Origin of the sequence: Nocardioides baculatus, from assembly GCF_016735675.1 — a bacterium.
GTDB classification, from domain to species: domain Bacteria; phylum Actinomycetota; class Actinomycetes; order Propionibacteriales; family Nocardioidaceae; genus Nocardioides; species Nocardioides baculatus.
In genome coordinates this window covers 62,813-83,324 of the sequence record NZ_JAERSG010000004.1, presented here as the reverse complement: position 1 = coordinate 83,324, position 20,512 = coordinate 62,813, and the positions used below count along the sequence as shown (strand labels likewise).

Sequence of the window (20,512 nt, the reverse complement as noted above, 5' to 3'; positions counted from 1 at the left end):
GGTGGAGCCCGGGGCCCCTAGGTCGGGCCGCTGGCTCCACTGTCGACGATGGTGCACGCGGATCCGCACCGGACTGGCGCTCCCGCCCACCCGCGGCTCTGCAGGACGGCTGCCACCAGCCCGGCCAGTCGGCACGGTTCGAGGACCTGCGCCCAGCCCGGTCGGAGCGTGACGTGATCCTCGACGGCAGCATCGAGGTCGCGCTGGAGATCGGCCCACCGGTCGACAGCGTCGCGGTGCCCGAAGGCGCCGTCGAGCTCGACGAGCGTCCGCTCGACGGGATAGCGGACGTCGCGGTGGACCGCGCCGCTCGCGGTGTCCTGCCTCAGCTGGCGCTCGCCCTGCGGGAGGCCATGGGCGCGCTCGACGTCGCGCAGGTAGCGACGCTCCAGCACCGAGCGTGTCCCTGCCGCGACGTCGGCCAGGATCTCGCGGAGCAGCGCACGACGGCGCAGCCGCGGCAGGCGGTCGATCGTGTCCACCAGCCGCGCGGCCGTCGTCATCCCCTGGTGCACAGCGTCGGAGAGGAGTGCGATCGAGTCTGCGTCGGTGCGATCTCCGGCCACCTTGAGGACCGCGAAGTCGAAGGCGGCGCGCGGTGGCCGTCTGTTGTCCTGCACCCATGCCTGCCGGTCGCTCGCCCTCTCGACGATCACGCCGGGTGGAGGCACGACGCGGCGCTCACGGTCGACCAGGACATGGATCGCACGGTCCCCGGCGCCTGACGTGCGGTCCCGCGTCATGCCGTGGGCATCGAGCGCGGACTCGCGGTGGAGGGCTGCCGGAGCGCACGCGAGGACCGCTGCCCACTCCCGCTGGCGCCGGGTCGGCGTCCCCGAGTGGTCGACGTACACCCTCGGGTGGACCGGCACGAGCTCGCGGCGGGCGAGGAGGCGTCGTACGTCCGCGCGGGAGGCGCCGAGACCGACCAGCTGGCCGCGAGACACCACCCCGTCCTGGCGCTCCAGCAGGCGCGCGAGGGCTGACTCGTCGAGGGTGCTGGTGGCGCGGCGGGGCATGCGACGACGATGACAAGCGGCCGAGCGCTCGCGCGAGACCGTTCGAAGATCTGTGGACGAGTCATCTGTGGAGCCGCCGGCCGCTAGGTCGGGCCGCCGACTCCACTGTCGACGTACGTCAGTGCGGCAGGCCGCTCGCGCGCCAGGCGCCGACGCCGGTGCGGTGGGTCTGCCGGACCGAGCGGGCCGGGTTGCTCCAGGCCGGGCGCGGACGCTTCGGGGCGTCGTCGCCGGCCGACACCAGTGCCGAGAAGACCGCGACCAGGGCCGCGACCTCCTCGGGGGTCGCGTCGGCGTTGACGACCTGGAGGAGCGAGGTCTCGTGTGCGTCGGCCATCAGAGGGGGATGTTCCCGTGCTTCTTGGGCGGGAGGGTCTCCCGCTTGGAGCGCAGCAGGCGCAGCGAGCGGATGATCTCGACACGGGTCTCGTGGGGTGCGATGACGGCGTCGACGTAGCCGCGCTCGGCGGCGATGTAGGGGTTGGCGAGCGTGGTCTCGTACTCGTCGATCAGCTCCGCGCGCCTTGCCTCGACGTCGCCGCCCTCGTCCTGCACGGCCTTGAGGGTCTTGCGGTGCACGATGTTGGCGGCACCCTGGGCGCCCATCACGGCGATCTGCGCGGTGGGCCAGGCGACGTTGATGTCGGCGCCGAGGTGCTTGGAGCCCATCACGTCGTAGGCCCCGCCGTAGGCCTTGCGGGTGATGACCGTGATGAGGGGGACCGTGGCCTCGGCGTAGGCGTAGATCAGCTTCGCGCCGCGGCGGATGATGCCCTGCCACTCCTGGTCGGTGCCCGGCAGGAAGCCGGGGACGTCGACGAACGTGAGGACCGGCAGGTTGAAGGCGTCGCAGAAGCGGACGAACCGTGCGGCCTTCTCCGAGGCGTCGATGTCGAGCGTGCCGGCGAACTGCATCGGCTGGTTGGCCACGATGCCGACCGAGCGACCCTCGACGCGGCCGAAGCCGACGAGGATGTTGGGGGCGAACAGCTCCTGGACCTCGAGGAACTCCTCGTCGTCGAGCACGGCGGTGATCACGTCGTGCATGTCGTAGGGCTGGTTGGACCCGTCGGGGATGAGGTTGTCGAGGGCCCGGTCGGTGTCGGTGACCTCCATGTCCGGCAGCTCGTCGTACTCCGGCGCCGGGTCGAGGTTGTTCTGCGGGAGGTAGGACAGCATCGCCTTGACGTACTCGATGGCGTCCTCCTCGTCGGAGGCCATGTAGTGGGCGTTGCCCGACTTGGTGTTGTGCGTCCGGGCGCCGCCGAGGTCCTCCATGGTGACGTCCTCGCCGGTGACGGTCTTGATCACGTCGGGTCCGGTGATGAACATCGCGGAGGTCTGGTCGACCATCACGGTGAAGTCGGTGACGGCGGGGGAGTAGACGTGCCCGCCGGCGCAGTTGCCCATGATCAGGCTGATCTGCGGGATGACGCCCGAGGCGTGCACGTTGCGGCGGAAGATCTCGCCGTAGAGGCCGAGGCTGACCACGCCCTCCTGGATCCGGGCGCCGGCGCCCTCGTTGATGCCGATGATCGGGCAACCGGTCTTGATCGCGAGGTCCATGACCTTGGTGATCTTCTCGCCGTAGACCTCGCCCAGCGAGCCGCCGAAGACGGTGAAGTCCTGGCTGAAGACGCAGACCATGCGGCCGTTGACCTCGCCGTAGCCGGTCACCACGCCGTCGCCGTAGGGGCGGGTCTTCTCCAGCCCGAACGCCGTCGAGCGGTGCCGCGCGAGCTCGTCGAGCTCGACGAAGGTGCCCTCGTCGAAGAGCATCTCGATGCGCTCGCGGGCGGTCTTGCGACCCTTCGCGTGCTGCTTCTCGATCGCCTTCGCCGAGCCGGCGTGCACCGCCTCGTCGAGGCGCTGCTCGAGGTCGGCGAGCTTGCCGGCCGTCGTGTGCAGGTCGATCGTGTTGTCCTCACCCGGCTGTGCGCTCACGCGGGGGCCTCCTGAGTTGCCTGGTCTGCGTCGGTCGCTGGTCCATCCGGCAATCTAGTGCCATGACCGACGCACCGGCATCGCGCCCACCTCTCGACCTCGCGCGGCTCGTCGCGCCCGCCGGATGGCGGGTCGAGGTCGAGGAGGCGACCCCATCCACCAACGCCGCGCTCGCGGCGCGTGCCCGCGACGGCGAGGAGCCGGGGCTCGTGCTGGTCACCGAGCACCAGACCGCGGGACGCGGCCGGCTCGACCGCACGTGGGAGACGCCGCCGCGCTCGTCGCTGACCTTCTCGGTGCTCCTGCGCCCCGACGTGCCTCCCGAGTCGTGGTCGTGGCTGCCGCTGCTCACGGGGTACGCCGTCCAGGCGGCGCTCGCCGACCGGCTGCCCGACATCGCGCTGAAGTGGCCCAACGACGTGCTGGTCGACGGCGGCGACCTCGGCACGGGCCGCAAGGTCGCGGGCATCCTGGTCGAGCGGATCGAGACCGCGGGCGGTCCGATCGCGGTCGTCGGGGTCGGCATCAACGTCGACCAGACGCTCGACGAGCTGCCGATCGCGCTCGCCACCTCCGTCGCCCTCGAGACCGGCGAGCCGGTCGAGCGCACCGGCCTGCTCGGCCAGGTGCTCGGCTCGCTCCACGGCCTCCAGGGCCTGCTCGACGACACCGAGTCGCTGCGCGCGGCGTACGCCGACGTGTGCGTCACGCTCGGCCGCACGGTCGACGTGCACCTGCCCGCGGGCGACGTACGCCGTGGGGAGGCGCTGGACATCGACGCGTCCGGGGCGCTGGTCGTCGGGACCGACGACGGCACCCTCACCGTCGCGGCCGGCGATGTGGTGCACGTCCGGCCGGCCTAGTGACATGATCGCTGCGTGGCCTTTCCGACCAAGCTCCTCAACGCGGGCGAACACGTCGTCGTCTCCACCCGGACGCACGTCAAGGCTCTGATCCTGCCCGGCCTCGTCGTGCTCGTGGCGCTGGCCGCCGCGATCTTCCTGAGCCGGCTGATCGACAGCTCGGTGGGGTCGCTGGTGGTGTGGATCCTGTTCCTCGGCGTCGTCGTGTGGTTCGTCGTGGGGCCGTTCCTGAGGTGGCTCACCACGACCTACACCTTCACCAACCGCCGCTTCATCAAGCGCTCCGGCTTCATCGCCAAGGAGGGCCGCACGATCCCGCTCAACCGGATCAGCGGCGTCGACTTCGAGATCGGCGTGATCGACCGGGTCTTCGGCTGCGGCACGCTCGTCGTGTCCGACGCCAGCACCGACGGCCAGGTCGAGCTCCACGACATCCCCGAGGTGGAGAAGGTCCAGCTCCAGGTCTCCGACGAGCTGCACCGGCTCTCCGGCGGTGACCGCCGCGACGATGGCACCTGAGCGCACGCCGAAGAAGGGCAAGCCCCGGGCCAGGACGTCGTCGAGGAAGAAGTCCGAGGCGCGGCGGCCGGGTGAGCAGCTCGACGACGCGATCCTCCGCAGCAAGCCCGAGCTGAGCGCGCTCGAGGTGGCCGCCGAGACCGGCATCACGATCGACCAGACCCGCCGGCTGTGGCGCGCGCTCGGCTTCCCGGAGTTCGTCGGCGAGAAGGCCTACACCACTGCCGACGTCGAGGCCGTCGCGACGCTGATGGGCTTCGTCGACGCGGGTGCGGTCGACTTCGACATGGCGGTGAACCTCACCCGCGGCGTCGGCCAGACCATGGCCCGGCTCGCCGACTGGGAGGTCTCGACCCTCGTGCACCGCGTCGAGGAGCTGGAGTCGGGCGACGAGGCCACCGGCTCGCGCATCGGCTCCGCCCTGCGCCTGATCAACGAGGTCAACCCGCCCTTCGAGGACCTCCTCATCTATGCGTGGCGCCGGCACCTCGCCGCGGCCGTCGGCCGGATCGAGGCGATGGGGGCCAAGGACGAGGACCTCCACACCATCGACGTGACCGTCGGGTTCGCCGACCTGGTGTCGTTCACCGCGCTGTCCAACACGCTCGACCGCGAGGAGATCGGCGACCTCGTCGAGGTGTTCGAGAGTCGCTGCCAGGACGTCGTCGCGCGCTACGCCGGGCGGATCATCAAGAGCCTCGGCGACTCGGTGCTGTTCGTCACCGGCGGCGCGGAGGACGGCATCGCGGTGGCCGAGGGGATCATCAACGTGATCGGCCGCGACGCCAAGATGCCCGACGTCCGCCTCGGGCTGGCGAGCGGACCGGTCATCCAGCGGCTCGGCGACATCTTCGGGCCGCCGGTCAACATGGCCGCCCGCCTGACCCAGGTCGCGCGCCGCAACCGGCTCATCGTGGACCAGAACACCGCCGACCTGCTGCCGCCCGCGGAGTGGGAGAGCAGGCGGCTCCCGGCCCGTCCCGTGCGGGGCTTCGGCCTCGTCGAACCGGTGGCCGTACGCCGTCGCTGACCTGTCTCGGGAGCCCGTCCGGAGCGTGCGAGGTGGACCAGACCAGTCGTGCATCTTTCGGCCAAAAGGCCACCCGGAGGGGTGTCGGATCCTTACGTTCGGCCTCGTGTTGGCTGTGCAAGACGTGCGACTGGACCCGGGCACGCGACAGGTGTGGCGGGGCGACCGTGAGATCCGCCTGAGCCGCAAGGAGTTCCAGCTCCTGCAGGCTCTGATGGCGCGCCCCGGTGACATCGTCACGCGCAGCGAGCTGATGGCGGACGTGTGGCAGACGTCGTTCTACACGAACTCCAAGACCATCGACGTGCACCTCGGGTGGCTGCGTCGCAAGCTCGACGACGACCCGCGCAACCCGACGCTGATCACGACCCACCGCGGTCGCGGCCTCCGCTTCGAGACGGCGGCGCGGATCGCCAGCTGAGCGGTCGATAGGCTCCGGTCGTGTCCTCGACCGGCTCCCACCGCGCTCCCACGCTCGCCGTCATCGGGGGCGGCCAGCTCGCCCGGATGATGGCGCAGCCCGCGATCGCGCTCGGCCTGCCGCTGCGCCTGCTCGCCGAGGCTGAAGGCGTCTCCGCCGCCCAGGTGATCCCCGACCAGCTCGTCGGTGACCACACCGACCTCCCCACGCTCCGTCGCGTCACCGAGGGCGCGGCCGTGGTCACCTTCGACCACGAGCACGTCCCGACGGACCACCTCCACGCGCTCGAGGCGGACGGTGTGGCCGTACGCCCCGGGCCGGACGCGCTCGTCCATGCCCAGGACAAGGCCGTCATGCGCCGCCGTCTCGCCGAGCTGGACGTGCCGTGCCCGCGCAACGCCGTGGTGACGACGACCGAGGAGGTCGCCGACTTCGGCCTGCCGTGCGTCCTCAAGACCACGCGGGGCGGCTATGACGGCAAGGGCGTCTGGGTGGTGCGCGCCCTCGACGAGGCCGGGGTCGCCTTCGCCGCCGCCGCGGCTGCCGGTGTCGAGGTGCTCGCCGAGGAGCTCGTCGACTTCCGCCGCGAGCTGTCGGCCCTCGTCGCCCGCTCCCCGAGCGGCCAGGCCGCGGCCTACCCGGTCGTCGCCTCGACCCAGCTCGACGGCATCTGCCACGAGGTCGTCGCCCCCGCGCCGGACCTCTCGCCCGCCCTGGCCGGTCAGGCGCAGGAGATCGCCCTGCGGATCGCCGGTGCGCTCGACGTCACGGGCATCCTCGCCGTCGAGCTCTTCGAGACGACCGACGGTCGGATCCTGGTCAACGAGCTGGCGATGCGCCCCCATAACACCGGCCACTGGTCCCAGGACGGCGCCGTGACGTCCCAGTTCGAGAATCATCTGCGCGCCGTCATGGACCTCCCGCTGGGTTCGCCGGCCCCGCGTGAGCGCTGGACCGTGATGGTCAACATCCTCGGCGGACCCACCGACACCGGCCGGCTCTACGACGGCCTCCCGCACGCGATGGCCCGCGACCCGCAGCTGCGCGTGCACTTCTACGGCAAGGACCTCCGGCCCGGCCGCAAGGTCGGCCACGTCAACGCCTACGGCGACGACCTCGACGACTGCCTCGAGCGCGCCCGGCACGCCGCCGCGTGGTTCCGCGGCGACCTCGGCAATGAGAGTGAGTGACTGATGACCGACGAGACCGCTGGGAGCCCGACCGTGAAGGTCGGCATCGTGATGGGCTCGGACTCCGACTGGCCGGTCATGCAGGCCGCCGGTGAGGTCCTCACCGAGCTGGGCGTGGTGTGGGAGGCCGACGTGGTCTCCGCCCACCGGATGCCCACCGAGATGATCGAGTGGGGCCAGCAGGCGCACACCCGCGGGCTGTCGGTGATCATCGCCGGCGCCGGGGGAGCGGCCCACCTGCCCGGCATGCTCGCCTCGGTCACGCCGCTGCCGGTGATCGGCGTCCCGGTCCCGCTGAAGTACCTCGACGGCATGGACTCCCTCCTCTCCATCGTCCAGATGCCCGGCGGGATCCCGGTCGCCGCCGTCGCCATCGGCAATGCCAAGAACGCGGGCATCCTCGCCGCCCGCATCCTGGCCACCAGCGACTCCGACCTCCAGCAACGTCTCGTCGACTACGCCGCAGGCCTCGCCGAGACCGCCCACGCCAAGGGCGACGCCGTACGCAGCGCGGCGAAGGGCAGCGGGAGCAAGGTCGGCTTCTAGCTACTCCGGCCGCCCGCGCACCCGACCGCGGAGCGCCTTGGTCTGCGCGCGCTCCTTCTTCGACTTCAGCCGCCGCTCCTTCGACCCGCGGGTGGGTCGGGTCGCCCGACGGGGAGGCGGCGGGGGCGCGAGGGCCTCGCGAAGCATCTCGGCCAGACGCTCCCGGGCGGCGACCCGGTTGCGGTGCTGGGACCGGTGCTCGGAGGCGGCGATCGAGACGGTGCCGGAGGGCCAGCGGCGCAGTGCCCTGGCCCGCTGGGTCGAGGTGAGGACCGCCGAGGACGCGACGTCGTACTCCAGCTCGACGCGGGAGTCCGTGGTGTTGACCGACTGACCCCCGGGGCCGGGTGACTTCGAGAACCGCTCGACGAGCTCGGCGGCGGGAACGACCAGGCCGTCGGGGAGGCCGGGGCCGGCCGGGACGTGGAGGTCGCGCATGCCCCCATTGTGGGGTTGACGCCGGGTGGAGCGGGACGCGACCGTCTGCGACATGGGGGAGCAGCGGATCGCAGTCGTCGGCGGCGGGATCCTCGGCGTCGCGATCGCGCGCGAGATCGTCCGCCGCCGACCCGGCACGGAGGTCGTGGTGCTGGAGAAGGAGGACCGCCTCGCCGCCCACCAGACCGGCCACAACTCCGGCGTCGTGCACGCCGGCATCTACTACAAGCCGGGCAGCCTCAAGGCCGAGCTCTGCACGCGTGGCCGGTCGCTGCTGCGCGAGTTCTGCGCCGAGCACGCGATCCCGTACGTCGCGTGCGGCAAGCTCGTCGTCGCCGTCGATGCGGACGAGATGGGGCGGTTCGACGCCCTCGAGCGCACCGCCGCCGCGAACGGCGTGCCCGGGCTGAGGCGGCTGACGAGCGAGCAGGTCCGGGACGTGGAGCCGTACGCCGCAGGGCTCGCAGCGCTGCACTCGCCGGAGACCGCGATCACCGACTACGTCGCCGTCACCCGGGCCATCGCGAGCGAGGTCGAGGCCGCCGGCGGCCAGGTCCGGCTGGACGCAGAGGTGGTCGGCATCCGCCGCCAGGTCGACGGCGCGGCGGTGACGGTCGAGGGCGACCACGCGCCGCTGCGGTTCGACCACGTCGTGGTGGCCGCCGGGTTGCAGGCCGACCGCGTCGCGACGCTCGCGGGCGACGACAGGGGTCCGGTGATCGTGCCGTTCCGCGGGGAGTACCTCGCCGTCACCGAGGCCAAGCAGGACCTCGTCCGCGGGATGGTCTACCCCGTCCCCGACCCGCGCTATCCCTTCCTCGGCGTCCACTTCACCCGCCGGGTGACGGGTGAGCTCGAGGTCGGCCCCAACGCGGTGCTCGCCACGCGCCGTGAGGGCTACCGCCGGCGCGACGTGTCGGCCCGCGACCTGCGCGAGCTCGTGGCCTGGCCGGGTGCCTGGCGGATGGCGCGCGCGCACTGGCGCACGGGCGTCGAGGAGGTCGTCGGATCCGCGTCGCAGCGGGTGTTCATGGGCAGGGCGTCGCGCTATGTCCCGGACATCGGCGTCGGCGACGTGCGCCGCGCCGGCGCCGGCGTGCGCGCCCAGGCGGTCGACCGTGACGGCAGCCTCGTCGACGACTTCCGGATCACCCGCGACGACGCCGTCACGTGCGTGCGCAACGCCCCGTCGCCGGGCGCGACGTCGAGCCTCGCCATCGCCGCGCATGTGGTCGAGCGGATGTGGCAGGGGTCCTAGGGTGACGCCATGACGACTCGCTGGGGCATCGCCGCGACCGGGGGGATGGCCGCGGCCTTCTCCGAGGACCTCGCCCACGTGGCCGGCGCCGAGATCGCGTTCGTCGGCAGCCGCTCGCCCGGGTCGGCCGCCGACTTCGCCGGGCGCTTCGGTGCGCCCGCCTCGGGCACCTACGCCGACCTCCTCGCCGCCGGCCGCGACGGCGCGGTCGACGTCATCTACGTCGCGACGCCCCACCCGCAGCACCACGACCTCGCGCTCGCCGCGATCGACGGCGGCACCCCGCTGCTGGTCGAGAAGGCCTTCACGGCCACCCTCGCCGGCGCGCAGGAGGTGGTCGACGCCGCGCGTGCCGCGCAGGTCTTCTGCATGGAGGCGATGTGGACCCGCTTCCAGCCGGCGGTCGTGCACGCCCGCGAGCTGATCGCTGCGGGCGAGATCGGCGACCTCCTGCTCGTCCAGGCGAACTTCTGCGCCCAGCGTGACTTCGACCCGACCAGCCGGCTCTTCGACCTGGCGCTCGGTGGCGGGTCGGTCCTCGACCTCGGCGTCTACCCGATCTCGTTCGCCCAGGACCTCCTGGGCCGACCCGACGGCGTGACGGTCACCGGGACGACGTACGACAACGGGGCCGACGCGTCCGCCGCCTTCCACCTGTCCTATGCCGACGGGCGTGCGGCGTCGCTGACCAGCACGCTCGCCGCGGAGGTGCCGGGCCGGGCGACCATCGTGGGCACGAAGGGCTCGATCGAGCTGGAGCCGCCGTTCCACCACCCGAGCCGGATCGTCGTACGCCGCAACGGGCAGGAGGCCGAGACCGTCGAGCGCCCGGCGACCGGGCGGGGCTATGCACACCAGGCCGTCGAGGTGCAGGAGTGCCTCGCGGCCGGGCTGACCGAGAGCCCGGTCATGCCGCTGGCCGACACCCTCGACGTGCAGTGGGTGCTGGAGGAGTCGCTGCGCCAGCTCGGCATCGCGATGACCGAGGCGCGCGTGGACCTCGACGCGTGATCGACCCGAGCGCCCTGCTGGTCGAGCACTGGGGCGTCACGACGCCCGTGCGCCCGCTCGGCGGCGGGATGAACTCCGAGACGTGGCTGGTCGAGCACGCCGGGTCGACCTGGGTCGCCAAGCACGTGCCCGAGGGCGGGGTGGCCGGTCTCGTCGCCGGCAGCGAGGTCGCCACGACGCTCGCCGACGCGGGCTTCGCCACCGGGCGCCCGCTGCCCGCCCGCGACGGCCGCCTCGTCGTGGTCGCCCCCGACGGCTCCGGCCTCGCGCTCCTCGAGCACGTGGCGGGGCGCGAGCTCGAGGGCGAGTCGGACGACGAGCAGGTGTGGATCGCGACCGTCCTGGCCGGGGTGCACGCGGCGACCGACCTCGGTCCCGAACCGGCCACGGCGACGTTCGCGGCGGACTGGCTCGCGCCGGGTGCGCCCGGCGTCACGGAGCACGGCTGGCTGGTCGCGGCCATCTCGGGCGTGCGCGCCGAGACCGACCCGCTGGCGCTCACCTGGGCCACGCTGCACGCCGACCCCGCGCCTGAGGCGTTCGTCCACGACGACGCGACCGGCACCACCGGACTGATCGACTGGGCCGGGTCGACACGGGGCCCGGTGCTGTACGACGTCGCGTCGGCGGTGATGTACCTCGGGGGCGCCGAGCACGCGACGGCGTTCCTCGACGCCTACGACGCGCGCGGACCCCTCGCCCACGGCGAGCTCCGGCACCTCGACGCCTTCCGTCGCATGCGCGAGGTGGTGCAGGGCGTCTACTTCGCCGGCCGGCTGGCAGCCGACGACCTCACCGGCGGGATCGAGCGGGCCGACAACGAGAAGGGCCTCTCCGACGCTCGGCGCCGGCTGGCCGAGCTGGGCGTGCGTACGGACTAGCGCTTGCGCCACTCGATGGCCGGACAGGTGTCCATGACCATCGGCACCCCGGCCGCGAGGGTGCGCGCGAAGGCGTCCTCGTCGATCACGCCGAGCTGGAACCAGACGCCGCCGGCTCCCACCTCCACGGCCTGGTCGGCGAACTCGCCCGCCGCCTCCGAGCGCCGGAAGACGTCGACGACGTCGATGTCGAACGGCACGTCCGCCAGCGCGGCGTACCCCTTCTCGCCGAGCACCTCGGACGCGTCGGGCTCGGCGAACATCGGGTGGATCGGGACGACCCGCTTGCCGCGCTCCTGCAGCAGGCTCGCGATGGAGTACGCCGTCCGCGACGGGTCGCCGGACAGCCCGACCACGGCCCAGGTCTCGGCCCGCAGCAGCGCGTCGACGGTCTCGGGGTCCTGCCAGGACGGGGTCGGGGGAGTGGCCATGACCACACCGTAGACGCCTCCTCCAGAATGCTTGGACGTCCTAGAATCCGGGGTATGAGCGAGTTCCCCCTCTACGCCCTCTCCGAGGAGCACCAGGCCATCCGCGAGGCGGTCCGTGCGGTCGCCGACGCCAAGATCGCACCGTTCGCTGCCGAGGTCGACGAGGAGGCCCGCTACCCGCACGAGGCCGCGGCCGCGCTGCTCGCCTCCGACTTCCACGCCCCCCACGTGCCGGAGGAGTACGGCGGCGCCGGGGCCGACGCGCTCGCCACCGTGCTGGTGATCGAGGAGGTCGCCCGCGCGTGCGTCTCCTCCTCGCTGATCCCGGCGGTCAACAAGCTTGGCTCGCTGCCGGTGCAGATCGCGGGCTCCGAGGAGCTCAAGCAGAAGTACCTCGGCGCGCTCGCCCGCGGCGAGGGCGGCTTCTCCTACTGCCTCTCCGAGCCCGACGCCGGCTCCGACGCGGGCAGCATGAAGACCTGCGCGGTCCGCGACGGCGACGAGTGGGTGCTCGACGGCGTGAAGCGCTGGATCACCAACGCGGGCGAGTCGGAGTTCTACACCGTCATGGCGGTCACCGACACCGAGAAGAAGACCCGCGGCGGCATCTCCGCCTTCGTCGTGGAGAAGTCCGACGAGGGCGTCTCCTTCGGTGCCCCGGAGAAGAAGCTCGGCATCAAGGGCTCGCCGACCCGCGAGGTCTACCTCGACAAGGTCCGCATCCCCGCCGACCGGATGATCGGCGAGGAGGGCACCGGCTTCACCACCGCGATGAAGACCCTCGACCACACCCGCGTCACGATCGCCGCGCAGGCCGTCGGTGTCGCGCAGGGCGCGCTCGACTACGCCCTGGACTACGCCAAGGAGCGCCAGCAGTTCGGGAAGTCGATCGCCGACTTCCAGGGCCTCCAGTTCATGCTCGCCGACATGGGCATGAAGGTCGAGGCGGCCCGTCAGATGACGTACGCCGCTGCCGGCCGCTCGGAGCGCGGCGACGACGACCTCACGTTCTTCGGCGCGGCCGCGAAGTGCTTCGCCTCCGACGTCGCCATGGAGGTCACCGTGAACGCCGTGCAGGTGCTCGGCGGCTACGGCTTCACCCGCGACTACCCGGTCGAGCGGATGATGCGCGACGCCAAGATCACCCAGATCTACGAGGGCACCAACCAGGTCCAGCGGATCGTGATGGCTCGGCAGCTCCTCGCCGGGGTGCAGTCACAGCTCTGATCGCCCGTCTGGCTAGCCTCGGGTCGTGCCCACCCTCACCCTGTCCCTGCCCGACGGCGACGCGGAGGCCTACGTGGCGATCCCTCCGGGCGGTGGTCCCGCGCCGGGCGTGCTGTTCATCGTCGACGCGATCGGCCTGAGGCCGCAGATCGAGCAGATGGCCGACCGGATCGCGTCGTGGGGCTACACCGTGCTCGTGCCGCACGTGTTCTTCCGGGAGGGGTCGGCGTCCGAGCTCGCTCCGACCGGTGACCTGCGCGAGGCCGGCGCGCGCGAGGCGTTCATGGGCGGCGCGATGGCGCGGGTCAAGGCGCTGACGCCGGACCTCGTCGAGAAGGACCTCCCGGTCTACCTGGCCGCGCTGCGCGGGCTGCCGGAGGTGACCGGCCACCGGGTCGGCGTCACGGGCTACTGCATGGGTGCGCGGATCGCCGTACGCGCCGCCGGGCTCGACACCGGCGTGGCGGCCGTCGGTGGCTGGCACGGCGGTGGGCTCGTCACGGACGCTCCCGACAGCCCGCACCTCGCGCTCGCGACCGCGCGGGCGGCCTTCGCCTTCGGCCACGCCGACCACGACGGCTCGATGCCGCCCGAGGCCGTCGCCGCGCTGGGGGAGGCGCTCGACGCCGCCGGGCTCGAGGCGGTCAACGAGGTGTTCCCCGGCCCGCACGGCTACTCGATGGCCGACACGTCGATGTACGACGAGGAGTCGGCGGAGCGGCACTTCGAGAGCCTCCGGGCGCTGCTGGTCTCGACGCTCGGCCGCTGACGGTGCCCCGCCATACTGGAGCCGTGACCCGTACCGCTGTCGGCCTCGCCCTCGCCGCCGTGCTCGGCGCGACGGCCACCGGGTGCAGCTCCGGCGGGTCCGAGCAGGTCGCCGCCGGCCACTCCCATGCCGGTGGCGTGATGGTGTCGATGGCGGTCGGGGACGGGACGACCTCGTCGGAGGTGGGCTACTCCCTCGACGGCGTCCAGGTGCGTGAGCGAGCCAACGGGATCGGCGAGCTGGCGTTCCGGATCGACGACTCCGACGGCGAGCCGGTCACCGACTACGTCGAGGAGCTCACCAAGGAGCTGCACCTCTACGTCGTCAGCGACGACCTCACCGTCTTCCGCCACCTGCACCCGACGCGTGACGAGGCCGGCACGTGGACCGCGCCGTTCGACGTACCGGACGCCGGCTCCTACCGCGTCGTCGCCGAGTTCGTCGCCCGCGACGAGGGCGGGAACGGCGACCACGTCGTCCTGGGCAAGCAGCTCGCGCTGCCGCCCGGCGACCCGGGCGACACCGCCGCGATGGACCCGGTGGTGGACGTGACCGTCGCCCAGGCCCCGTCGACCGGGCCCAACGGCCTGCTGCGGCTCGTGGTCCGCGACGAGCAGGGCGACCCGGTGAACCTCGGGACCTACCTCGGCGCCTACGGGCACGTGACCGGCTTCCAGACCGCCACCGGCTCGATGATCCACCTGCACCCGCTGGACGCACCGGACATCACCGAGGACGGATCGTCGTTGACCTTCCACGCCGACGTGGAGGAGGCGGGGGACTACCGGCTCTTCGTCCAGGTCAGGGTCGACGGGTTCCTGCACACGGTCCCGGTGGAGCTCACGGTCGGATCGTCAGCGTGACAGTGGTCACCGGGTTGTCGAACCTGCTGAGCCGGATGCTGACCTGCACGTCCCACTCGCCAACGCGCGGCACGACGAGCTCGCCACGGTAGGTGCCCGCGGCGATCGACCGGACGGCCACGGCGCCGAGGTCGAGCTCGTCGGAGCGCACCTCCACGGTCGGTGCGGTCGGCGGGTCGTAGGGATCCCCGGCCGCGTCCTGCACCTGCACGAGGAGCGTGTTGGTCCCCGTGCGGCGCGGGTCCATCACCGCGAGCACCCGCAGGTCGTCGCCGATCGTGGCGGCCTCGACGCCCGTCGCACCCGACGCGACGGTCACCGGCGCGGGCCGGGGGGACTGGTTGACCAGGAACCCGGTCACGCCGAGCAGCGCGACGAGCAGGACCGCCTCGACGCGCACGGTCCGCGTCACCGCGGCGGCCGCACGCTCGCGGTCGCCGAACCCGGCAGCCGCCTGCACCGCGGGGAGGGTGCGCCACCGGTTCCAGCCGCCGATCGCGGCCACCACGAGGGCGATGCCGATCTTCGCCAGCAGCAACCAGCCGTACGCCGTCTCGACGAACCCGGCCCACGACCCGAGGATCCGCCACGCGAGGAACGCGCCCGCGGCCGAGACGACGACCAGCGCGAACGCGGCGATCGTCGAGAACCGCGACAGGGTCTGGGCGGCCAGCACCTCGCGACCGGCGAGCGCCCGCAGCGACAGGACGAGCCCGACCAGGCCGCCCAGCCAGACGGCGCCGGCGGTGACGTGGATGACGTCCCATGCGACGAGGACGGGAGCCGGGGCGAAGGCGCGGGTGTGCCCGACCAGCGACGGCCCCAGCAGCGCGACCAGCGCGCCGGCCAGGAGCAGGGCACGGTCGGTCGGGTCGGGCGGGGCGGTCCGTGCCCCGCGGACGACCATGCCCAGCCCCAGCAGCACGAGGCCGGCGCTGACCAGCTCGTTGAGGACGGACCCGGCGTCGAACGCCGACACGACGTCGACGAGCTCGAGGCCCTGGCCGTAGACGGCTGCCACCGGCACCTGGAGGACGAAGCCGGCGGCGCCCGCCCCGGCGGCGTACGTGAGCAGGCGGCGCAGCCGCCTCCGGGTGTCGGTGCCGTCCCACGAGCCGGGGAGCACCCGGGCGAGGAAGATCGCGAGCCCAGCCGCCAGCAGCAGGCCGACGAGCGACGCGACCGTGACGACGTCGCGGACCACCTCGACCGCCCACGACGACGTCTCCGGCGCGGGTGGTGCCGACACGCTCGCGCTCGGGGCGCCGACGGAGAACGTCAGGGCGCCCGAGATCGGGTGGCCGTCGCCGGAGAGGACGTTCCAGGACACGACGTAGGTCCCGTCGGCGAGGTCGGCCGCGCCGGGAAGCGTGACGGTCACGGCGGGGCCGTTCGCACCGGCCGAGGCGTCCACCGGGTCGCCCTCGGCGTCGTAGACCGCGATCTGCTGGGACGTGAGCCGCACCGGTTCGTTGAAGGTCAGCGTCACCTCGGCGGGGGCCGTCTCGACGACGGCTCCCTCCTCGGGGTCGGTGCTGACCAGCTCGGCGTGCGCGGACGCCGGCGAGACGCCGCCCAGGACGATCGCGAGCGCGACCAGCAGGGCGGCGACCGGCCCCCAGAGGGAGGTCAGGTGCCACCGTGCCGGTCGCGCCGGCGACATCACGTGGTCGAGCGCGTCCGGGCCAGGGCGAGTCCGCCCGCGGCCAGGCCGAGCAGGCCGGCGACGAGGCCGGCCCAGCCGAGCGCCGAGGAGCCGCTGTCGGCGTCATCGGCGTCCGCAGCGGTGCCCTCGGCCCCCGGAGCCTCGTCGGACGCCTGCTCGGCCGCGCCGTCCGCCGACTCCTCGTCCTCGTGAGCGGCCTCGTCACCGTGGTGGCCCTCGCCGCTCGCGGCCAGGATGGTGAAGCCCGGAGCCGGGCTCTCCAGCTCGTCCTCGTCCTGCCCGTCGGCGGGGATCTGCGTCCAGGCGGTCTCGCCCTTCTCGCAGGTCTGGATGGTCGGGAACGAGAGCAGCTCGCCCTCGGCGTCCGGGACCTGGAAGGACAGCTCGAAGGTGTCGCGCTGCCCGTCGGGCAGCGGCGTGCGTGCGGTGTAGACGATCGTCGAGGTGCGCTCGGTGACCTCGTTGCCGTGGGCGTCGGTCTGCGGCTCGTCGAGCTGCTCGATCGTGGCCTCGACGTCGTAGAGCGGGTTGCGCGTCGGCGTCACCGAGAGCACCGACTCGGGCACCTGGATCTCGACCTTGGTGGTGGGCGAGCCCTCGCACCCGTGGCCGACGCTGAAGGTGGCGATCGTGAAGGCCCCGGCCGAGGCGTCGCTCGGGGTGGCCGTGACGTGGGCGCTCGCCGGTGCGACGAGCGAGAGGGCGATGGCCGCGGTGGCGGCGGGGAGGACGGCGATCCGGGTGAGCGGGCGCGTCAGGGTACGGCTGGACATGGGTGTTCTCCTGGGTGGTCGTGCGGGTCTGGGGTCGCGTGTGCCCCCTGGTCCGCACGTGCGCAGGCGGAGCTCAGGCGGGCAGGACCACCAGCGGCGGACCGCGGCCGGGAGGGACGAGCAGGTGCACGAGCGAGGCGCCGAGGCGTACGTCGGCCGGGCGCGGTCGCTGCCGGGTCGTGACGGGCAGCGCGGCCCCGACCAGGAGCGCGACGACGTAGGACGCCGCGCGCCGGCCCACCCACCACAGGAAGGCGGTGAGCAGGGTGACGAAGACGTGGGCGGCCACCATCTGCCAGGTCCAGCCCGCGTCGGCCGACATGGCCGACATCGGCTCGTGGCTGTGCTCGGCGACGAGGCCGAAGCTCTCGTGCAGGCCGAGCTGAGCCACGGCGACGACCGGCAGGAGCGCCCACAGGGGCACCCGCCGGGTGAAGAGGACGAGGCCGCCGGAGAGGACGACGGCGGCGACGAGCGCCAGCCCGGGTCCGGTCGGGACCGTGCCGCCGGCCCAGGTGTGGGCGGAGAGCGCGCCGACGAGGACCACGACGGTCGCGGCGAGGGCGCGCGCGACGACGTGGGGCGCACGCCTGCGCACCACCCTCGCCTCCACGTTCACCGGGACATCGTCGCAGAGGCCCCCGGCGAGCGGGGTCGTGGTCCAGCCCGGACCGCTCGCCTAGCGGTGACGTCGGTAGTCGGTGTGCGCGTGGCCGTGGCTCGTTCGAAAGCCGTGGCCCGGCGCGCACGCCGACGCGCCGCGGCGCGAGCGGAAGAACATCAGCGGGAAGATCAGCAGCCAGAACGGCGCGTTGGTCAGCGCGCTCAGCAGCACCAGCACGGCGATGACCGGCAGGAGCGGGAAGCGGCGACGGGGACCGCCGAGCTGGGCCCTGGGCCGGGCCTGCGCGGGGGGATGGGTCACCTGCGGTCGGGGCAGGTCGCTGAAGAGCACCGCGAGGTCGGCGCGGGTCCGCGCCGTCCAGATGGCGTCGAGCCGCTCGTCGTACTCCTCGTGGTCGAGGCGCCCGTCGGCGTAGTGACCGGCGAGGTCGGCCATGGCGCGCTCGCGGTCGCTGTCGGCGATGCGCGTCCTCGGGTCGTGGAGCGGGTCGCTCATCGCTCGCCGTCCCGTCCGTCCGCGAGGATGCCGTAGAGGCGGCGGCGGGTGTCGACGAGGACGTCGAGGGCAGCCTTCTTCTGCTGGTCCGAGCCCTGGGTGGCGAGCTGCCACACGGCGCTGACGACCTGGCCGATCTCGCTCTTGATGTCGGCCTGGCCCGAGGGCTGGTCGCTGCGCACCGGCTCCGTACGGGCGAAGGGCGCCCAGACCGAGGCGAGCTCGTCGGCGTTGGCCTCGGCCCACTCCGTGCCGGCGTCGGTGAGCCGGATCGTACGGCGGCCGCGCTCGTCGTCGGCCTCGACGAGTCCCTCGTCCTGGAGCTGCTGGATCGTCGGGTAGACCGAGCCGGGGGAGGGGCGCCACTCGCCGTTGCTGAGCTCGGAGATCTCCTGGATCACCTGGTAGCCGTTGATCGGCTCCTCGGCGGTGCGGGCACGGTGGAGCACGTCGATGATCGCGGTGCGGACGTCACCGCGCCGCACCTTGGGGCCGCGCTGCGGCGGCGGCGCCTGGGTGGCGCCGACGAAGCCGAGGATGTCGCCGAGCCACGGCGGCGGACCGCCCGGTCGGCGTCCGTGGCGCGGGCGGTGTCGGTCGTCCTGGGGCCAGTCCGCCCCGGGCCAGTGGTGTCCCATGTCGTGCTCCCTCGGGTCAGTACGTGATCTATCGCTGGTCTATCGCGATATATCGTGAGCGTACGTCGAGCTGGGGGAGCGCGCAAGAGCGGTGCGTGAGGAGGATCCCGGACCTCCGAAATCTTCCTGACGCACCGCTCCCGGCGTGGCGAGGGTGGGCTCTAGCGGGCGCGGCCCGTCGGGGTGCAGGCCCGCTTCGGCACCGTGGTGTCCTCGATGATCGCGGTGAAGAGCGCGGGCGCCCGGTCGGGGTCGGCGATGATCCGGTTGGGGTCGCTGGGCGCCGACAGGTTGGGCATCGTGCAGGTCTGGCTGTCGCCGGTCATGGCGAGGGCGAAGCGACCGAGGTCGATCGGGTTCATCCCCTCGTCGACCCGGATCGCGCCGGACGCGGCGTCGTTGATCTTCCAGTAGCGCACGGGGTTGACGAAGGTCCACGGCGTCAGCGCCTCGTCGCCGAGCGCGCTGATCACCTCGCGCTGGCGCGCGACGCGGTCGAGGTCGCTGAGGGCGGTGACGTGCCGCGAGCGGGAGTACGCCAGCGCGGTGAGGCCGTCGACGTCCTGGCAGCCCTTCGTGATGTCGAGGCGGGCCAGCGGGTCCTTCATGTCCTGCTTGGGGCAGATCTCCACCCCGCCGAAGGCGTCCACGGTGTTGATCACGCTGCCGAAGCCGAGCTCGACGTAGTGGTCGATGTGGATGCCCGTCAGCGCCTCGACGGTGGCCACCAGCTTGGGGGCGCCGCCGCTGGCGAAGGCGGAGTTGATCATCTGCGTGCCCTCGCCCGGCACCTCGGTCAGGGTGTCGCGCGGGATCGACATCATCGTGCGGCCGCCGGAGCCGGTGTGCAGCACGATGATCGTGTCGGTGTTGGTGCCGCCGCGCTCGCCGGTCTTGAGGACCTTGCGCTGCGCGTCGGTGAGGTCGTCGGCCTTGTCCGAGCCGACGATCAGGTAGTTGGTGCCGGGCTGGTCGTCGGGCCGCTTGCCGCCGCTGGGCTCGGCGTCGACCTTCTCGATCTGCGTCCAGTGGTAGAGCGGCACGCCGGCCAGGTAGACCAGGACCAGCAGGAGCAGCAGCGGGATGAGGCCGAGCCGCAGGCGGGGGCGCCAGCGGCGCTTCTTCGGCTTCGGCTTCTGGGCCGGGGGAGAGGCGGCCGGCATCCGGCGGTCGGTGGGCGGCTGTCCGCCGCCGGCGCGCTCCTCGCGCCGCGCGGCCGGCATCACGCGGGTCTCGTCGGGACGACCGGATGCGGCGGCTCCCTGGGTGGGCACCCGCTGCGTCGAGTCGGACGGCGGGGACTGCGACTTGCCTCCGTAGAGCCAGTCGTACTCCGGCGTTCCCTTCTCGGGCATCCCGGAGCCCTGCGGACGATCAGCCATGGGAGAAGACGCTACCGTGCCGTTCGTGACAGAGGCCCGCACCACGTCGTACAGCCGGGTGAGCCTCGGCATCATCGCCTCGTCGACCGAGTCCAACCTGCTCGGCAACGTCCACGGTGGCGACATCATGAAGCTCGCGGACTCGACCGCCGGTGCCGTGGCCTACCGCCACAGTGGCGGTCCTGCGGTGACCGCGGCGATGGACGAGATGACCTTCCTCGAGCCCGTGCACGTCGGCGACATCATCAAGACCTACGCCCAGGTCAACTGGGCGGGCACCTCCTCCATGGAGATCGGCGTGCGGGTCGAGGCGCAGCCGTGGGGCGACGCCGCCGACGCGCCGCTGCACGTGGCGAGCGCCTACTTCGTGTTCGTCGCGATCGACGAGGACGGCCGCTCGCGTCGCGTCCCACCGCTCCAGACCGAGACCGAGAGCGACGTACGCCGTCAGCGCGAGGCCGAGATCCGGCGCGCGCACCGGCTCGCCCGCAAGGCCGAGATCGACCAGGGCCGGTCGGAGTGA

At 72.8% G+C, this 20,512-nt stretch carries 24 protein-coding genes; 13 read left to right on the top strand and 11 right to left on the bottom strand.

All coding sequences use genetic code 11. The features are described from left to right. Positions 1-17: 17 nt before the first annotated feature. The 3 genes from JI751_RS21115 to JI751_RS13525 form a co-directional block, all read right to left on the bottom strand. Positions 18-1,019, bottom strand: coding sequence for a type IV toxin-antitoxin system AbiEi family antitoxin domain-containing protein (locus tag JI751_RS21115; RefSeq protein WP_236666257.1), 1,002 nt, complete (start codon positions 1,017-1,019; stop codon positions 18-20). A 118-nt stretch (positions 1,020-1,137) separates the two neighbouring features. Further along, positions 1,138-1,356, bottom strand: coding sequence for an acyl-CoA carboxylase subunit epsilon (locus JI751_RS13530; RefSeq protein WP_201937474.1), 219 nt, complete (start codon positions 1,354-1,356; stop codon positions 1,138-1,140). Then, complete coding sequence (locus tag JI751_RS13525) at positions 1,356-2,963, bottom strand: acyl-CoA carboxylase subunit beta (protein ID WP_201937472.1); 1,608 nt, start codon at positions 2,961-2,963, stop codon at positions 1,356-1,358. The genes JI751_RS13530 and JI751_RS13525 overlap by 1 nt, the downstream gene beginning before the upstream one ends. Positions 2,964-3,025: 62 nt before the next feature. Between JI751_RS13525 and JI751_RS13520 the strand changes: the two genes are divergently transcribed. The 6 genes from JI751_RS13520 (at position 3,026) to purE (ending at position 7,532) form a co-directional block, all read left to right on the top strand. After that, the gene (locus JI751_RS13520) at positions 3,026-3,826 is read left to right on the top strand and encodes a biotin--[acetyl-CoA-carboxylase] ligase (RefSeq protein ID WP_201937470.1); all 801 of its coding nucleotides are present in this window, start codon (positions 3,026-3,028) and stop codon (positions 3,824-3,826) included. Positions 3,827-3,841: 15 nt separating this feature from the next. Continuing rightward, positions 3,842-4,345 (top strand): PH domain-containing protein, encoded by a 504-nt coding sequence (locus tag JI751_RS21900; RefSeq protein ID WP_201937469.1) that lies wholly within the window; start codon positions 3,842-3,844, stop codon positions 4,343-4,345. Next, positions 4,335-5,375, top strand: coding sequence for an adenylate/guanylate cyclase domain-containing protein (locus JI751_RS13510; protein ID WP_201937461.1), 1,041 nt, complete (start codon positions 4,335-4,337; stop codon positions 5,373-5,375). Before JI751_RS21900 ends, JI751_RS13510 begins: the two co-directional genes overlap by 11 nt. A 106-nt stretch (positions 5,376-5,481) precedes the next feature. Next, entirely contained in the window at positions 5,482-5,796 is a 315-nt protein-coding gene (locus JI751_RS13505; protein ID WP_201937460.1) for a winged helix-turn-helix domain-containing protein, read from the top strand. 20 nt (positions 5,797-5,816) lie between these two features. After that, complete coding sequence (locus JI751_RS13500) at positions 5,817-6,986, top strand: 5-(carboxyamino)imidazole ribonucleotide synthase (RefSeq protein ID WP_201937458.1); 1,170 nt, start codon at positions 5,817-5,819, stop codon at positions 6,984-6,986. 3 nt (positions 6,987-6,989) lie between these two features. After that, positions 6,990-7,532, top strand: coding sequence for a 5-(carboxyamino)imidazole ribonucleotide mutase (gene purE, locus JI751_RS13495; RefSeq protein ID WP_201937451.1), 543 nt, complete (start codon positions 6,990-6,992; stop codon positions 7,530-7,532). On the opposite strand, the gene arfB is transcribed toward purE, so the two are convergent. Continuing rightward, positions 7,533-7,970, bottom strand: coding sequence for an alternative ribosome rescue aminoacyl-tRNA hydrolase ArfB (arfB, locus tag JI751_RS13490; protein WP_201937449.1), 438 nt, complete (start codon positions 7,968-7,970; stop codon positions 7,533-7,535). A gap of 52 nt (positions 7,971-8,022) precedes the next feature. On the opposite strand from arfB, the gene lhgD reads away from it, so the two are divergent. Genes lhgD through JI751_RS13475 form a run of 3 tightly spaced genes read left to right on the top strand, consistent with a single transcriptional unit; the run spans position 8,023 to position 11,120 of the window. Next, on the top strand, positions 8,023-9,228 hold the full coding sequence (gene lhgD, locus JI751_RS13485; protein WP_201937447.1) for an L-2-hydroxyglutarate dehydrogenase: 1,206 nt from the start codon (positions 8,023-8,025) through the stop codon (positions 9,226-9,228). 9 nt (positions 9,229-9,237) lie between these two features. Continuing rightward, on the top strand, positions 9,238-10,239 hold the full coding sequence (locus JI751_RS13480) for a Gfo/Idh/MocA family protein (protein WP_201937445.1): 1,002 nt from the start codon (positions 9,238-9,240) through the stop codon (positions 10,237-10,239). Further along, a complete protein-coding gene (locus tag JI751_RS13475; RefSeq protein WP_201937443.1) occupies positions 10,236-11,120 on the top strand; it encodes a phosphotransferase enzyme family protein in 885 nt (294 codons plus the stop codon). The genes JI751_RS13480 and JI751_RS13475 overlap by 4 nt, the downstream gene beginning before the upstream one ends. On the opposite strand, the gene JI751_RS13470 is transcribed toward JI751_RS13475, so the two are convergent. Next, positions 11,117-11,551, bottom strand: coding sequence for a CoA-binding protein (locus JI751_RS13470; RefSeq protein ID WP_201937433.1), 435 nt, complete (start codon positions 11,549-11,551; stop codon positions 11,117-11,119). The two genes, JI751_RS13475 and JI751_RS13470, sit on opposite strands and share 4 nt — an antisense overlap. 54 nt (positions 11,552-11,605) lie before the next feature. On the opposite strand from JI751_RS13470, the gene JI751_RS13465 reads away from it, so the two are divergent. Genes JI751_RS13465 through JI751_RS13455 form a run of 3 tightly spaced genes read left to right on the top strand, consistent with a single transcriptional unit; the run spans position 11,606 to position 14,410 of the window. After that, on the top strand, positions 11,606-12,778 hold the full coding sequence (locus JI751_RS13465) for an acyl-CoA dehydrogenase family protein (protein ID WP_236666256.1): 1,173 nt from the start codon (positions 11,606-11,608) through the stop codon (positions 12,776-12,778). 25 nt (positions 12,779-12,803) lie between these two features. Beyond that, positions 12,804-13,547, top strand: a complete 744-nt coding sequence (locus tag JI751_RS13460; RefSeq protein WP_201937431.1) for a dienelactone hydrolase family protein — start codon at positions 12,804-12,806, stop codon at positions 13,545-13,547. 23 nt (positions 13,548-13,570) lie between these two features. Further along, positions 13,571-14,410 carry a DUF8832 domain-containing protein gene (locus tag JI751_RS13455; protein ID WP_201937421.1) on the top strand — a complete coding sequence of 280 codons (840 nt, stop codon included), beginning with the start codon at positions 13,571-13,573 and terminating at the stop codon, positions 14,408-14,410. Here the strand turns inward: JI751_RS13455 and JI751_RS13450 are convergent. The 6 genes from JI751_RS13450 to JI751_RS13425 form a co-directional block, all read right to left on the bottom strand. Further along, on the bottom strand, positions 14,388-16,073 hold the full coding sequence (locus tag JI751_RS13450) for a copper resistance CopC/CopD family protein (protein ID WP_236666294.1): 1,686 nt from the start codon (positions 16,071-16,073) through the stop codon (positions 14,388-14,390). The two genes, JI751_RS13455 and JI751_RS13450, sit on opposite strands and share 23 nt — an antisense overlap. Next, complete coding sequence (locus JI751_RS13445; RefSeq protein ID WP_201937417.1) at positions 16,073-16,849, bottom strand: YcnI family copper-binding membrane protein; 777 nt, start codon at positions 16,847-16,849, stop codon at positions 16,073-16,075. The genes JI751_RS13450 and JI751_RS13445 overlap by 1 nt, the downstream gene beginning before the upstream one ends. Positions 16,850-16,922: 73 nt before the next feature. Then, on the bottom strand, positions 16,923-17,447 hold the full coding sequence (locus tag JI751_RS13440; RefSeq protein WP_201937415.1) for a hypothetical protein: 525 nt from the start codon (positions 17,445-17,447) through the stop codon (positions 16,923-16,925). Between the two features lie 81 nt (positions 17,448-17,528). Then, positions 17,529-17,969 (bottom strand): DUF1707 SHOCT-like domain-containing protein, encoded by a 441-nt coding sequence (locus JI751_RS13435; RefSeq protein ID WP_201937413.1) that lies wholly within the window; start codon positions 17,967-17,969, stop codon positions 17,529-17,531. Then, positions 17,966-18,607 carry a PadR family transcriptional regulator gene (locus tag JI751_RS13430; RefSeq protein ID WP_201937412.1) on the bottom strand — a complete coding sequence of 214 codons (642 nt, stop codon included), beginning with the start codon at positions 18,605-18,607 and terminating at the stop codon, positions 17,966-17,968. The genes JI751_RS13435 and JI751_RS13430 overlap by 4 nt, the downstream gene beginning before the upstream one ends. Before the next feature lie 161 nt (positions 18,608-18,768). Then, the gene (locus tag JI751_RS13425; RefSeq protein WP_201937410.1) at positions 18,769-19,989 is read right to left on the bottom strand and encodes an LCP family protein; all 1,221 of its coding nucleotides are present in this window, start codon (positions 19,987-19,989) and stop codon (positions 18,769-18,771) included. A 25-nt stretch (positions 19,990-20,014) separates the two neighbouring features. Between JI751_RS13425 and JI751_RS13420 the strand changes: the two genes are divergently transcribed. Next, positions 20,015-20,512 carry an acyl-CoA thioesterase gene (locus JI751_RS13420; protein WP_307814210.1) on the top strand — a complete coding sequence of 166 codons (498 nt, stop codon included), beginning with the start codon at positions 20,015-20,017 and terminating at the stop codon, positions 20,510-20,512.

What these genes read in the sequence shown, in the direction of transcription:
- JI751_RS21115 (WP_236666257.1), bottom strand. Translation starts at nt 1,019, where the DNA reads ATGCCCCGCCGCGCCACCAGCACCCTCGACGAGTCAGCCCTCGCGCGC.
- JI751_RS13530 (WP_201937474.1), bottom strand. Translation starts at nt 1,356, where the DNA reads ATGGCCGACGCACACGAGACCTCGCTCCTCCAGGTCGTCAACGCCGAC.
- JI751_RS13520 (WP_201937470.1), top strand. Translation starts at nt 3,026, where the DNA reads ATGACCGACGCACCGGCATCGCGCCCACCTCTCGACCTCGCGCGGCTC.
- JI751_RS13510 (WP_201937461.1), top strand. Translation starts at nt 4,335, where the DNA reads ATGGCACCTGAGCGCACGCCGAAGAAGGGCAAGCCCCGGGCCAGGACG.
- purE (WP_201937451.1), top strand. Translation starts at nt 6,990, where the DNA reads ATGACCGACGAGACCGCTGGGAGCCCGACCGTGAAGGTCGGCATCGTG.
- arfB (WP_201937449.1), bottom strand. Translation starts at nt 7,970, where the DNA reads ATGCGCGACCTCCACGTCCCGGCCGGCCCCGGCCTCCCCGACGGCCTG.
- lhgD (WP_201937447.1), top strand. Translation starts at nt 8,023, where the DNA reads ATGGGGGAGCAGCGGATCGCAGTCGTCGGCGGCGGGATCCTCGGCGTC.
- JI751_RS13480 (WP_201937445.1), top strand. Translation starts at nt 9,238, where the DNA reads ATGACGACTCGCTGGGGCATCGCCGCGACCGGGGGGATGGCCGCGGCC.
- JI751_RS13470 (WP_201937433.1), bottom strand. Translation starts at nt 11,551, where the DNA reads ATGGCCACTCCCCCGACCCCGTCCTGGCAGGACCCCGAGACCGTCGAC.
- JI751_RS13465 (WP_236666256.1), top strand. Translation starts at nt 11,606, where the DNA reads ATGAGCGAGTTCCCCCTCTACGCCCTCTCCGAGGAGCACCAGGCCATC.
- JI751_RS13450 (WP_236666294.1), bottom strand. Translation starts at nt 16,073, where the DNA reads ATGTCGCCGGCGCGACCGGCACGGTGGCACCTGACCTCCCTCTGGGGG.
- JI751_RS13445 (WP_201937417.1), bottom strand. Translation starts at nt 16,849, where the DNA reads ATGTCCAGCCGTACCCTGACGCGCCCGCTCACCCGGATCGCCGTCCTC.
- JI751_RS13435 (WP_201937413.1), bottom strand. Translation starts at nt 17,969, where the DNA reads ATGAGCGACCCGCTCCACGACCCGAGGACGCGCATCGCCGACAGCGAC.
- JI751_RS13430 (WP_201937412.1), bottom strand. Translation starts at nt 18,607, where the DNA reads ATGGGACACCACTGGCCCGGGGCGGACTGGCCCCAGGACGACCGACAC.
- JI751_RS13425 (WP_201937410.1), bottom strand. Translation starts at nt 19,989, where the DNA reads ATGGCTGATCGTCCGCAGGGCTCCGGGATGCCCGAGAAGGGAACGCCG.